General features: G+C 68.2%; 15 protein-coding genes and 1 pseudogene. 7 read left to right on the forward strand and 9 right to left on the reverse strand.

Going from position 1 to position 12,369, the window contains the following annotated elements:
* Window positions 1–28 precede the first annotated feature (28 nt).
* From bioB to RMO04_RS20340, 6 genes are all read left to right on the forward strand, one after another.
* Window positions 29–1,039 (forward strand): biotin synthase BioB, encoded by a 1,011-nt coding sequence (gene bioB / locus RMO04_RS20315; RefSeq protein WP_309646587.1) that lies wholly within the window; start codon window positions 29–31, stop codon window positions 1,037–1,039.
* Window positions 1,040–1,067: 28 nt separating this feature from the next.
* Window positions 1,068–1,430: a hypothetical protein gene (locus RMO04_RS20320; protein ID WP_309646588.1), complete on the forward strand. Its 363-nt coding sequence runs from the start codon at window positions 1,068–1,070 to the stop codon at window positions 1,428–1,430.
* Window positions 1,431–1,587: 157 nt separating this feature from the next.
* Window positions 1,588–1,899, forward strand: coding sequence for a hypothetical protein (locus RMO04_RS20325; protein WP_309646589.1), 312 nt, complete (start codon window positions 1,588–1,590; stop codon window positions 1,897–1,899).
* Window positions 1,900–1,994: 95 nt separating this feature from the next.
* The gene (locus tag RMO04_RS20330; RefSeq protein WP_405041525.1) at window positions 1,995–2,957 is read left to right on the forward strand and encodes an ABC transporter ATP-binding protein; all 963 of its coding nucleotides are present in this window, start codon (window positions 1,995–1,997) and stop codon (window positions 2,955–2,957) included.
* On the forward strand, window positions 2,954–3,715 hold the full coding sequence (locus RMO04_RS20335) for an ABC transporter permease (protein ID WP_309646591.1): 762 nt from the start codon (window positions 2,954–2,956) through the stop codon (window positions 3,713–3,715). The genes RMO04_RS20330 and RMO04_RS20335 overlap by 4 nt, the downstream gene beginning before the upstream one ends.
* Window positions 3,716–3,805: 90 nt before the next feature.
* Window positions 3,806–4,414 carry a hypothetical protein gene (locus tag RMO04_RS20340; protein ID WP_309646592.1) on the forward strand — a complete coding sequence of 203 codons (609 nt, stop codon included), beginning with the start codon at window positions 3,806–3,808 and terminating at the stop codon, window positions 4,412–4,414.
* Window positions 4,415–4,423: 9 nt separating this feature from the next.
* Here the strand turns inward: RMO04_RS20340 and RMO04_RS20345 are convergent, their stop codons facing one another.
* The 5 genes from RMO04_RS20345 to RMO04_RS20365 are packed head-to-tail and all read right to left on the reverse strand — an operon-like array spanning window position 4,424 to window position 7,891.
* The gene (locus RMO04_RS20345) at window positions 4,424–4,696 is read right to left on the reverse strand and encodes an HPr family phosphocarrier protein (protein ID WP_309646593.1); all 273 of its coding nucleotides are present in this window, start codon (window positions 4,694–4,696) and stop codon (window positions 4,424–4,426) included.
* The gene (locus RMO04_RS20350; RefSeq protein WP_309646594.1) at window positions 4,693–5,097 is read right to left on the reverse strand and encodes a PTS sugar transporter subunit IIA; all 405 of its coding nucleotides are present in this window, start codon (window positions 5,095–5,097) and stop codon (window positions 4,693–4,695) included. The genes RMO04_RS20345 and RMO04_RS20350 overlap by 4 nt, the downstream gene beginning before the upstream one ends.
* Window positions 5,098–5,107: 10 nt before the next feature.
* A complete protein-coding gene (locus RMO04_RS20355) occupies window positions 5,108–5,590 on the reverse strand; it encodes an HPr kinase/phosphorylase (RefSeq protein ID WP_309646595.1) in 483 nt (160 codons plus the stop codon).
* The gene (locus tag RMO04_RS20360; protein ID WP_309646596.1) at window positions 5,587–7,206 is read right to left on the reverse strand and encodes a stimulus-sensing domain-containing protein; all 1,620 of its coding nucleotides are present in this window, start codon (window positions 7,204–7,206) and stop codon (window positions 5,587–5,589) included. Before RMO04_RS20360 ends, RMO04_RS20355 begins: the two co-directional genes overlap by 4 nt.
* Window positions 7,175–7,891, reverse strand: a complete 717-nt coding sequence (locus tag RMO04_RS20365) for a response regulator transcription factor (protein WP_309646597.1) — start codon at window positions 7,889–7,891, stop codon at window positions 7,175–7,177. The genes RMO04_RS20360 and RMO04_RS20365 overlap by 32 nt, the downstream gene beginning before the upstream one ends.
* 223 nt (window positions 7,892–8,114) lie before the next feature.
* On the opposite strand from RMO04_RS20365, the gene RMO04_RS20370 reads away from it, so the two are divergent.
* Entirely contained in the window at window positions 8,115–9,827 is a 1,713-nt protein-coding gene (locus tag RMO04_RS20370) for a hypothetical protein (RefSeq protein ID WP_309646598.1), read from the forward strand.
* On the opposite strand, the gene RMO04_RS20375 is transcribed toward RMO04_RS20370, so the two are convergent.
* The 4 genes and pseudogenes from RMO04_RS20375 to RMO04_RS20390 all read right to left on the reverse strand — a co-directional run.
* A complete protein-coding gene (locus RMO04_RS20375; RefSeq protein WP_309646599.1) occupies window positions 9,824–10,255 on the reverse strand; it encodes a hypothetical protein in 432 nt (143 codons plus the stop codon). The two genes, RMO04_RS20370 and RMO04_RS20375, sit on opposite strands and share 4 nt — an antisense overlap.
* A 36-nt stretch (window positions 10,256–10,291) precedes the next feature.
* Window positions 10,292–11,449 (reverse strand): UDP-4-amino-4,6-dideoxy-N-acetyl-beta-L-altrosamine transaminase, encoded by a 1,158-nt coding sequence (gene pseC / locus RMO04_RS20380; RefSeq protein WP_309646600.1) that lies wholly within the window; start codon window positions 11,447–11,449, stop codon window positions 10,292–10,294.
* Between the two features lie 8 nt (window positions 11,450–11,457).
* Window positions 11,458–12,153 carry a glycosyltransferase family protein gene (locus RMO04_RS20385; protein WP_309646601.1) on the reverse strand — a complete coding sequence of 232 codons (696 nt, stop codon included), beginning with the start codon at window positions 12,151–12,153 and terminating at the stop codon, window positions 11,458–11,460.
* A 3-nt stretch (window positions 12,154–12,156) separates the two neighbouring features.
* Window positions 12,157–12,369: pseudogene (locus RMO04_RS20390) on the reverse strand (UDP-N-acetylglucosamine 4,6-dehydratase (inverting)); the annotation flags it as partial.

A 12,369-nucleotide genomic window follows, 5' to 3' on the forward strand; every position in this document is an offset into this window, starting at 1 on the left:
GCCGCCCGATCGCGTCAGGAGACCTTAGATGAACGCTCATGTCCGTCCCATTGATCCCGCGCAACCCCGCTTCGATTGGACTCTGGCCGAGGTGGAGGCCCTTTTCGAGCTTCCGTTCACGGAATTGGTGTTCCGCGCCGCCACGATTCACCGCGCTTGGTTCGACCCGACGGAGGTGCAGCTTTCGCAGCTGCTATCGGTCAAGACCGGCGGCTGCGCGGAGAACTGCGGCTATTGCAGCCAGTCCCAGCACTTCAAGACCGGGGTCGCGGCGACCAAGCTGATGGACGCCGACACGGTGATCGCCGCCGCCGCCGAGGCCAAGGCCGGTGGGGCGCAACGCTTCTGCATGGGCGCGGCCTGGCGCGACCTGAAGGATCGGGACGTCCCCAAGGTGGCCGCCATGATCTCTGGCGTGAAGGCGCTGGGCCTGGAGACCTGCGCGACGCTGGGCATGATGACCCGCGACCAGGCCCAGGCGCTCAAGGACGCCGGCCTCGACTACTACAACCACAACCTCGACACCGGCCCCGACTATTACGACAAGGTGGTGACAACCCGCGTCTACCAGGACCGGCTCGACACGCTGGAGGCCGTGCGCTCGGTCGGCATGTCCACCTGCTGCGGCGGCATCGTCGGCATGGGCGAGACCCGCCGCGACCGCGCGGGCCTGCTGCATGCGCTCGCCACCCTGCCCGCCCACCCCGACAGCCTGCCGATCAACGACCTGATGCCCATCCCCGGCACCCCGCTGGGCGGTTCCAACCCGGTCGACGGCTTCGAGTTCGTCCGCATGATCGCCGTGGCGCGGATCACCTGCCCCAAGACGGTGGTTCGCCTCTCGGCCGGTCGCGAGCATATGAGTCGTGAACTCCAGGCGCTGTGCTTCCTGGCGGGGGCCAACTCGATGTTCATCGGCGGCCGGTTGCTTACCACCGCCAATCCGGACAAGGACACCGACGCGGCCCTCATGGCCGACCTGGGGATGCGTCCCATGGGAACATCCGCGGCCAAGCTCGCGGAGGCGGTTCAGGCGTGATCTAAGGGACGGGTTCGAGGAGCCACCCATGATCCCGCACCCGTCCCTGATCGCCATCTTCGCCCTGGCGACCGCCTGCATCGCCGGCGCCGCCCAGGCCGAGGCGCGCAAGGCGACGCCGATCTTCCTGCCCTACCGCGCCGAGGCGCCGAAGGCGGCCGACGCTTGGGTGGCCAAGACGCCCCGGGCGATGAGCTACGCCCAATCGAACGCCCTGCGCGCCGCGGGGGTCGCCCGGACCTCCCTCGACCGTCGGTTCGCCGATGACGATGTGACCGGCTCCTTCGGCTTCCTGTGCGGCATCCAGCCTAGCGGCGGCGGACCGGCCCCCGCCCATGGCGAGGACCCGCATGGCCGCTTCCTCGGCGCGAAGCTCAGCCGCGCCTTCTGACCGGCAAAAAATCCCGGCCGGCGGCAGGATATGCACGGCGAAGCTTGCCGCCACGCGGCTGGGCCTGCTCTTAACCACTTGAAAACCCTGGCTTCGACGTGGCCGCGAGCAGCGCACGCCTCTTGCAATCCTGGCGCGCACAGTTCGGAGCCGCCCCATGCAAGTCACATCGGCCACGTCCCTCTTCGCCGCGGAGCCCGCCAAGCCTGCCCAGTCCGGTTTCTTCGTCGGACCGGAAAAGGCGGCCAGCGAGGTCAAGAAGGAGCTTCTCGAATACACGCGGATGACGCCGGCCGAGAAGATCCGCAAGGACATCCTCGACGCCATGGGCCTCAAGGAAGAGGACCTGAAGGGCCTGGACCCCAAGCTGCGGGAAACCATCGAGAACCGCATCAAGGAAGCAATCAAGATGAAGGTCGAGGCCAGCCAGGAGCAGCAGACCGGCTTCTACATCGACATCAAGGCTTGATCAGGCGGCCGCGACGACGATTGTGATCCGCCCGATGTCGGATCGGCGACGCTCAATTCGTCCTGTGGGCCTAGCTTGCCCTTTGGCGCCGCCCTATCTGCCGGGAACGCCGAGACCAGCCTGGAGCCCGCGTGCAGCCCATCATTTCGATTTCCGGCCTTTCCAAGACCTATGCCGGGGGGTTCCAGGCGCTGAAGAGCGTCGACCTCGAGATCCGCAAGGGTGAGATCTTCGCCCTGCTGGGTCCCAACGGGGCCGGCAAGACCACCCTGATCAGCATCGTCTGCGGCATCGTCAACGCCAGCACCGGGACCGTGACCGCCGACGGCCACGACATCCGCAAGGACTATCGCGCCGCCCGCGCGAAGATTGGCCTGGTGCCGCAGGAGCTCTCCACCGACGCCTTCGAGACGGTCTGGGCCACGGTGAAATTCTCCCGCGGCCTGTTCGGAAAGGCGCCCAACCCGGCCTATGTAGAAAAGGTGCTTCGCGACCTCAGTCTCTGGGACAAGAAGGACTCGAAGATCATGGCGCTCTCGGGCGGCATGAAGCGCCGGGTGATGATCGCCAAGGCGCTCAGCCACGAGCCGCGCATCCTGTTCCTCGACGAGCCGACCGCTGGGGTCGATGTCGAGTTGCGCCGCGACATGTGGGAGATGGTCCGAGGCCTGCGCGACAGCGGCGTCACCATCATCCTGACCACCCATTACATCGAGGAGGCCGAGGAGATGGCCGACCGGATCGGGGTGATCAACAACGGCGAGCTGATCCTGGTCGAGGACAAGGACGTGCTCATGCGCAAGCTGGGCAAGAAGCAACTCACCCTGCAGCTGCAGACGCCGCTCACCGCCCTGCCCGACGGCCTCTCGGCCTACGCCCTGGAGCTGACCGCCGACGGCCATGAGCTGGTCTATACCTTCGACGCCCAGGCCGACGAGACCGGCATCGCGGCCCTGCTGCGCCAGCTCGGCGCGGCGGGCGTGGACTTCAAGGATCTCCAGACCAAGGAGAGTTCGCTGGAGGAAATCTTTGTCAGCCTGGTGAGCACCCGCCCATGAACCTGCACGCCATCAAGGCCATCTACATCTTCGAGCTGGCGCGCACCTGGCGCACGCTCATGCAGTCGATCGCCTCGCCGGTGATCTCGACCTCGCTTTATTTCGTGGTCTTCGGTTCGGCCATCGGTTCGCGGATGATGGAGATCGACGGGGTCAGCTACGGCGCCTTCATCGTGCCCGGGCTGATCATGCTGTCGATCCTGACCGAGAGCATCTCCAACGCCAGCTTCGGCATCTACATGCCCAAATGGTCCGGCACGATCTACGAGGTGCTGTCGGCGCCGATCTCGGCCTTCGAGATCGTCATCGGCTATGTGGGGGCCGCAGCCACCAAGTCGGTGATCCTGGGGCTCATCATCCTGGCCACGGCGCGGCTGTTCGTGGATTTCAGCATCCTGCATCCGTTCGTGATGCTGGCCTTCCTGGTGCTGACCTCGCTGACCTTCAGCCTTTTCGGCTTCGTCATCGGCGTCTGGGCCGACGGCTTCGAGAAGCTGCAGATCGTCCCGACCATGATCGTCACGCCGCTGACCTTCCTGGGCGGCAGTTTCTATTCGATCAGCATGCTGCCGGAGGTCTGGCAGAAGATCGCCCTGTTCAATCCCGTGGTCTATCTGGTCTCCGGCTTCCGCTGGGCCTTCTACGGCGTGTCGGACGTGAACATCGGGGTCAGCCTGACGGCGACCTTCGGCTTCATGGCCCTGTGTTTGCTGGCGATCTGGCAGATCTTCCGGACCGGCTACAAGCTCAAGACCTAGTCGCGAACTTACGCCTAACGGGCCCTTAGGGACGATTCTTCACGCCGAATTCAGCGCCTTCGTCGATGTTGCGGGCGCGGACGAGGCCCCATGCACATCACCAAGATCACGGCGGGCCAGTACGGGCCGCCCGCGCTCAATTTTCCCGGCGGCGTCGCGGGCGCGACCGCGGCTCTGAACGACCCGTCGGCCGCTCTTGGCGGCCAGTTGAAGGCCTATCAGGCCCTGGCCGGTCGGTGGCGCGAGGCGGGGCACGAGGAGCGGGCCGCGCTGGCGCCGACCCTCATCGACTCGCCGTTCGCCAAGCGGGTGCAATCGACCGTCGACGCCTTCAGCCGCGCCGCCTGGGCCGGCCCCGACGCCACGCCGCCCGCGCCCCAGGCCAAGATGCTGGAAGCCTTCGACGCCTTGTCCGAGGCGGACCAGGAAATCGTCGCGGCGATGCAGCTCGACGCATCAGGCCAACCGGCCAACGCCTCGCCAAGCGACTACCGCGCCCGCCTGCAGGCCGATCTGGATGCGGTTCCAGCGGCGGAACAGCGGCGGCCCCGCGACACCGTCACCCTATCGAAGGAAGCTCTGGATCGCCTGGCCGGCGAGACCGACCCCGCACCCGTCGCCCCGCGCCCGTCGTCCGAGGGCCGGACCCGCGCGGACCTAGCCGCGGCGGTGGCCGCCTACGCCAGGGTCGCGGGCTGACCGGTCAGCCTATTCGTCTTCGTCGAAGCGGCGCGCGACCAGGGCGGCCAGGGCGTCCAGGGCCGCGAGCGCCTCGGCGCCCTCGGCCTCGATCTCGATGGCGCTCCCGGGGCCGGCGGCCAGCATCATCAATCCCATGATCGAGCGGGCGTCGACGGTCTGGCCGTCCTTGGAGACGCGGACCTCGGCGTCGAAGCTGGAGGCCAGCTTGACGAACTTGGCCGAGGCGCGGGCATGCAGCCCGCGCTTGTTGACGATGTCGACGCTGCGGGCTTCGCTCACTTCTCGCCGGCCAGCACGTAGGAGGCGACGGAGATGTACTTGCGGCCGGCCTCCTGGGCGCAGGCGACGCAGTCTTCCAGGTTCTGCTTCGTCCGAACCGAGGCCAGCTTGATCAGCATGGGCAGGTTCAGCCCGGCGATCACCTCGGCCTTGGTCTGCTCCATCACCGAGATGGCCAGGTTCGATGGCGTGCCGCCGAACATGTCGGTCAGCAGGATCACGCCGGCGCCGGCGTTGACGCGCTCACAGGCCGCCAGGATGTCCTTGCGGCGCTTCTCCATATCGTCCTCGGGGCCGATGCAGATGGCGGCCACCCCGGTCTGCGGGCCGACCACATGCTCCATGGCGAAGATGAACTCCTCCGCCAGCCGCCCGTGCGTGACGATCACGAGCCCGATCATGCCAATACTCTCAACGGGAATCCCCACCCGGCCGCGGCGAGACGCCGACCGCGAGGGCGTCTTGATACCCCCCTTCCGTCGCCGCTCCAAGATGCTGCAATGCGCGACGGAGTTTCGCAGGTGCGCTGGATTCAAGCGGCGCGAGATTCACGCTGGGGACCTTCAACCCCAGATAGCTTTCGGTCACCGGATCGGGGGTGCGCTCGGCGGTTTCGCAGCGCGCGGCGAGCACGATGCGACAATAGGCCAGGGCGGGTTCGGGCAGGACTCCCAGCCCCCGCACCTCCATCAGCCCGGCAAGGGTGTCGGGCGCCCGGCCATAGAGAAGGCCCTCGCAGGCCCAGAGCAAAACCCGATCGTCGGCCACCAGGCGAAAGCCGTGGTCCAGGCAGCGCAAGGCCAGGTCGCTCTTGCCCGCGCCGGACCCACCCAGGATGAGCACTCCGCGCCAGCCGCCCGCGAAGGTCGCGATCAGCCCGGCGTGGACGATCACCGGCGCGCCTCCGGCAAGGTGACGACGAACCGCGCGCCGGCGATCCTGCCGTCCGGCCCCTGCCGGTTCTCCGCGCGGATCGAGCCGCCCTGGGCCGCGGCGATCTGCCGGGCGATGGACAGGCCGAGACCGGAATTGCCACCGAAGGCCGCGCCTTTGGGCCGCGAGGTGTAGAACCGCTCGAACACGGTCTCCAGATTGTCGGCCGGAATGCCGGGACCGTCGTCCTCGACCGTCACCGAGGCTTCGCCGCGACCGCGCTCCAGCGAAACGCGCACCTCGCCGCCCGGCGGGCTGAAGGAGCGGGCGTTGTCGATCAGGTTGCGAAGCAACTGGCCCAGGGGCACCTCGCGGCCGGAGACCATGATCGGCTCCAGGGTCTCGGCGAGCTCGAAGGCCACGCTCGCCTCGCCCTTGCGCATGGTGTCCTGGTAGAGCTGCACCACCTCGCCGATCAGCCGGCCCAGGTCGACCGCGCGCACGTCCTCCCGCGACAGCTCGGCGTCCAGGCGGGAGGCGTTGGAGATGTCGGTCACTAACCGGTCCATCCGCTTGACGTCGTTCTTCAGGACATTCAGCAGCCGGTCGCGGGCGGCGGGATCGGAGACGAGGTCCAGGGTCTCGACCGCCGAGCGCAGCGAGGTCAGCGGATTCTTGATCTCGTGGGCCACGTCGGCGGCGAACCGCTCGATGGCGTCCATCCGTTCGGACAGGGCCTGGGTCATGTCCTCGAGACTTCGGGTCAGGTCGCCCAGCTCGTCGTCGCGGCGCGCCAGATCCGGCAGCGAAATGGCGCGGGCCCGCGACAGGCGCACGCCGTCGGCGGCCCGCGACAGGCGCCGCACCGGCTGAGCGATCAGGTTGTTGAGCAGCACCGAGGAGAGCACCGCCACGGTGATGGCGATCATGATGAAGGGCGCCAGGGCGGCGCGTTCGCGGGCGATGATCTCGTCCACGTCGCTGGCTTCCAGGGTCAGGACCCCCAGCACCGCCTGGACGTGCTGGATGGGGATGGAGACCGAGACCACCCGTTCTCCGTCCTCCGACGTCCGCATGCCCGCCCAATGCACGCCGCGAAGGGCCTGGCTGACTTCGATGGCCAGGGCTCGCTGGGCGGCCGGCGCCGGCGGCGGTGGTGGCCTCCCCATCTTGAGGTCCAGGTTGAGCCCGCCGTCCTCGCGGGCCTTGGCGGGGGGCAGCACCTTCCACTCCACCCGATCGGCGACCCAGTAACTGTCGGCGATCAGTTGTCCGCGCGCATCGAACAGCCGCGCCCGCTGCGAGCGGGGGTTCGATAGGATCTGCAGGATCTCGCTGGCCGCGCCTGCGTCCAGCTGCGGCGTCGGTTCGCCCACCGTGGCGGCGCGGTTGATGACGTTGACGATCAGCTCGCCCTGGGTGGTCAGGCTGTCGATCCGCGCGCCCACCAGGCCTCGGCGCAGTTCGTTCAGGACCAGGGCGCCGCCGATCAGGATGGCGAGGCCCAGGACATTCAGCGCGATGATCAGCCGCCCGAGCCTCGACCCCGGCAGCCAGCGCAGCCACCAGGGCTGGCGCAAGCGCGGGGGCTTCGGCTTGGCGAGATCAGGCTTCGCGGTATCTGTAACCGACGCCATAGAGGGTTTCGATTGCGTCGAACTCAGGATCGACCTCGCGGAACTTCTTCCGCATGCGCTTGATGTGGCTGTCGATGGTGCGGTCATCGACATAGACCTGATCGTCGTAGGCCGCGTCCATCAGATTGTCGCGGCTCTTCACAAAGCCGGGCCGCTGAGCGAGGGATTGCAGCAGCAGGAACTCGGTGACGGTGAGCTTCACCGGCTTGCCGTCCCACAGGCAGTCGTGCCGCGCGGGGTCGAGCGTGAGCTTGCCGCGCTTGAGCGCCCGGGCGGCCGCCTCGGCTCCGCCGACGGCGGCGGCGGCAGTGTCCTCACCCTCGATCCCGGCGCGACGCAGCACCGCCTTCACCCGTTCGATCAGCAGGCGCTGACTGAAGGGTTTGTGCATGTAGTCGTCGGCGCCCAGGTTGAAGCCCAGGATCTCGTCGATCTCCTCGTCCTTGGAGGTAAGGATGATCACCGGCATGTCGGAGGTCCGGCGCAGGCGGCGCAGCACCTCCATCCCGTCCATGCGCGGCATCTTCACGTCGAGGATCGCCAGGTCCGGCGGCTCGTTCTCGAGCGCGGCGAGGCCCGCGGCGCCGTCGAAGTAGGCCTTGACCTCGTGGCCGTGGCTCTCGAGGGCGAGGCTGACCGACGTGACGATGTTTTCGTCGTCGTCCACCAGGGTGATCTTGGCCATGTGTTCTCGTCGCATCCTTTAGGCGAAGCTTACCCTGTTATTCGGTCGTCAGCATGGCCTCAATGGGGCGACTGATGAGGCCAAAGGCTCCGCTTGATCAGAAAATCGCCAGACCGTCTTGAGTTCCCTAAGGTCACCACGGCCGGCCACAAGGCGGCTCAACAAGATAAATCCGGTATTAAGCTTGTTCGGCGAACGTGGTGGGCTGAAAGGGGACCTCCACGTGCAAGGCCATCAAGTCCACTACGAGCTGTTCACTCGGCGCACGCCGGGCGGCGGCTGGACTTTGGACCAGGCCACCGAAGATCGCTCCCAAGCCATCGCCAACGCCAACGCGATGATGAAGGAGGGCAAGATCGCCGCGGTTCGGGTGACCAAGGAGACCCTCGACCCCGAGAGCCGTGAGTTCCAGACGATCACCATTCTGAGCCTCGGCGCCACCGAGGTCGTCAAGAAGAAGAAGATCGTCGAGAACCAAGACCCGCTCTGCGTCTCGCCCCAGGACCTCTACACCGTCCACGCCCGCGAACGGATCGGCCGCCTGCTGGAAGGCTGGCTGGAGCGCAAGGGCGCCACCCCGTTCGAACTGCTGCACCGGGCCGACCTGGTCGAGGAACTGGAGGCGTCGGGCACGGACCTACAGCACGCCATCCAGAAGGTCGCCATCCCCGAGGCCCAGGCCCGGGACATGACCGTTCACGAACTGATCCGGACCTTTTCCAGCCTGGTCGAACGCTCCATCGACCGGCTCTTGAAGGACTTCCGCAAGGGCGGCATGCCCAATATCGACAAGGAAGGTTTCGCCCGCGCCGCCGAGCGGGTCTGCAAGGAGCCCGAGCGCGCCTATCTGCTGGGGGCCGGCGTCGCCGCCTCCATCGCGCCGGCCAAGACCTGGTCGGAAAAGATCTCCCGCCTGCTGGACCTGGCCGACGCCGCCCCGGTGACGGGACCACCGCGGGGCCTGGCGCTGCAGGTCATCGAACAACCCCTGGCCGAGATCCTGGGCTCCAAGACCGGCCTCGACAATGTCATCGGCAAGGACCTGGACCTGGGCGCCCAGCTCGCGGCCATGACGCGACTGGCGGCCTGCGACGCCATCGACGCGCTGATGCGGATCGAACCGTCGGTGGCCAAGGTCATGCCGCCCCTGTCGGAGGCCGCCACCCGGCTCTCCAAGTGGCTCGCGGCGGAAGACTTCGAGAGCGTCCGCGCCGCGATCGCCAGGCGCGTGGTGCGCGAGTTGAACGGTCCCCGCCGCCTACGCCCCGGCGACGCCACCGGCGAGATCGAGGTGATGCGCGGCCTGGCCATGGCGCTGACCGCCGCGGCCGGCGCCCTGCTGCCGCTCGACGACATCCAGGCCGCCTTCGTGCAGCGCTCCAAGATGCTGGTCACCGGCGATTTCGTGGAGGTCTATCTGGGCCGCGAGCGATCGGCCCGGGAAGAGGCCGAGGCCTTGATGTGGCTGGTCGAGAACGTCATCGGCAACGCCAACAAGCGCCAGGCCGGCCGCTATCTGGGCGCGGGGATCGCGGCCCTGCGCTTCGAGAAGGAATTCCGCTACGGCCCGCAGACCGCCGCCGTGAAGCTCCAGATCCTCGCGGCCCTGCAACGCTCCGTGGGCCGCAGCGGCCTGGTGGCCGAAGACTACGGCCCCATCCAGGCCAAGATCGGCGACGTGGGCGGCATGGTCGAGGCCGACGCCCGCCTGGTCCAGACCCTGGCCCGCACCCCCGCCTCCCCGTCGCAGAAGCTGCTGCTGATGCTGCGCCTCGCCGTCGGCGAGGTCGCCCCCCTAGGCCCCGCCGCCGACCGCGCCAAGCAGGAAGCCTTCAAGCTCGTCCGCCAAGACGACACCCGCGCCGACCTGATCGAACAGCCGGAGTGCATGGGCAAGGTACGGGAGTTGCTGAACGTGTTGGGGCACGCGGCTTAGGCGAGACTGGCGAACAGACCGCCTCCGCCCTGCGCCACCAGCGTCATCGGTCCTGTCTCGCTGACGAAGTAAGCCTGCCAAGCCTCGTAGCCGCTGGAGGTGTTGATCACGTCCAGGGTCACGCCAGTGTCGAACGACACGTGGAGATCGCAGGTGATCGGTTTGATGGCCACGCTGGCGACCGCCAGTCTGGCAAGTATCGCGTTGGCGTCGCGCTCCACATCGACCGGGGTCGTGCGTCCAAATAGCTGGCCATCGTCGCCGTCAGCCACGGCAAGGCGTTCAGGTCCTACAAGTCGCCACGACGCCCCGGTCGTCAGGCCGCAATCGTCGCCGAACGCGAACGCCCAGTCACCTTCCCGGCGTCGCACGCGGCAGGTTCGGCCAACCATGGCGGCTTTGAAGGCGGCGAAAAGCTCGTCGGACAATCTGCGCTCCCAGAAAGGATCAAAACAGCGGCGGCGCTAGACACCCAGCACCTCCGCCAACGCCGCGACCACGTGGTCCACATCCTCATCCGCCATGCCCGGATAGAGCGGCAGGGAGAGGCAGCGTTCGTACCAGGCGCTGGCGCCCGGCAGGTCGAGCTCGCCGTAGCGGTCGCGGTAGTAGGGCTGGGTGTGGACGGGGATGTAGTGGACCTGGGTGCCGACGCCTCGGGCCTTGAGCGCCTCGACCACCTCGCGGCGGGTCTTGCCGATGGCCTCGAAGTCGATCAGGGCGACCATCAGGTGCAGCACCGGGTCGCTCCAGTCGGGGCGGGTCGCCAGGCGCACCGTGGGCGCGAGCAGTTCCAGCGCCAGGCGGTAGCGTTCGGCCAGCAGGCGCCTCCGCGCGGCGAAGCGGGGGAGCTTGGCAAGCTGGGAGAGGCCCAGGGCGCAGAGGATGTCGGGCAGGCGATAGTTGAACCCCGGCTCCGGCATTTCGTACCACCAGGGATCGCCGCCCTCGGGCCGGATCATGCCGTGGCTGCGCAGGCGCTTCAGGCGCTCGGCGAGGCGGTCGTCATTTGTGGTGACCATGCCACCCTCACCGGTGGCGATGGTCTTCACCGGGTGGAACGAGAAGGTGGCCATGGCCGAGTGGCGGCAGTCGCCCACCTTCTCGACGCTGTTGCCGAAGGTGAGGGTCGAGCCCAGCGCATTGGGCGCGTCCTCCACCAGCACCGCGCCGGCGTCGCGGGCCAGGGCCTCGAGCCCGGGCAGGTCGGCGGCGTCGCCGCGCAGGTGGACGGGCAGGACGGCGCGCAGCTTGCGGTCGCCCACCCGGGTCAGGGCCTCGGCCAGGGTGTCGGCGGTCATCAGGCCGCTCTCGGGATCGACGTCCGCGAACACCACCTCGGCGCCGACATAGCGGGCGCAGTTGGCAGTGGCGAGGAAGGTGATGGAGGGCGCGATCACCACCTCCCCCGGCTGGACGTCGAGGGCCAGCATGGCCAGGTGCAGGGCCGCTGTGCCGTTGGCGCAGGCGACGGCGTGCTTCGCCCCCACGACCTCGCAGAAGGCCGCCTCGAAGGCGTCCACCGTCGGTCCGGTGGTCAGGAAGTCGCCGCGCAGGGCCTCGGCGACCGCGGCGATGTCGTCGTCCTCGATGGTTTGGCGGCCGTAGGGGAGCAGCGACATGGGGCCTCCTAGACCTTGGCGCGCGAGGAATTCCAGGGCAGGGCCGCGACAGCCTCCGTCCCGAAATCGGGGTCGCCCGGATAGAGCGTCTCATAGACGTGGCGCACGAAATCCAGGTCCTCCGGCAAATCCACCGTCCAGCGCAGATGGGCCAGGGACGGCGACCGCGTGATGTCGGCCAGCCGGAACCTGCCCGGCGTCGCATAGAGATAGGGCGTCACGTGCTCGCGGTCATAGGCGCTGGTCGCCTCGGCGCCGGCCCGGCGCAGGGCCTCGACCGTCATCACCTCGACGTCCAGCCCGTGGGGATAGGTCTTCACCGCCATGTTCTCGGTGTAGTCGGCGCCGGCGGCCAGGTGCGCGGCGACGGTCTCATCCAGCACCCGCCAGTCGGTCAGCGGGCAGTCGGCGGTGAGCCGCACCAGGGTCGAGGCTTCCGGAAAGGCGTCCAGGGCCTTGATGAACCGCGCCAGCACATCGGCCAGCGGCCCGCGCACGACGTCGAGGTCGAGGCTCGCGGCATAGGTCGCGAGCGCGTCGTCGGAAGGGTCGTCGCTGGTCGCCACCACCAGGTGGTCGAGGCGCCTGGACCGCCGCAGCCGCTCCACCTGGCGGGCGATCATCGGCTGGCCCAGCACATCGGCCATCACCTTGCCCGGCAGCCGCGAGGAGGACATCCGCGCCTGGAGGACGGCCAGGATCATCGGCTAGCGGTCGGTGGCCCGGCGGCGCCGCTCGCCCACGCCGCCATCGTTCAGCAGGGCCAGGAGGCCGTCGCCCGACAGCCATTCGTCATTGGTGTCGCTGGCGTAGGAGAAGCCCTCCTCGACCATCGGCTTGGTCTTGGCGAAGCTTTCGCGCGGGTACTCCACGAAGGCCGGTTCGATGGCGTAGCGGTCGCCCAGGTCGACGGTGGTGCG

It is taken from the genome of Phenylobacterium sp. (genome assembly GCF_031412415.1).
In the GTDB taxonomy this organism is placed as follows: Bacteria; Pseudomonadota; Alphaproteobacteria; order Caulobacterales; family Caulobacteraceae; genus Phenylobacterium.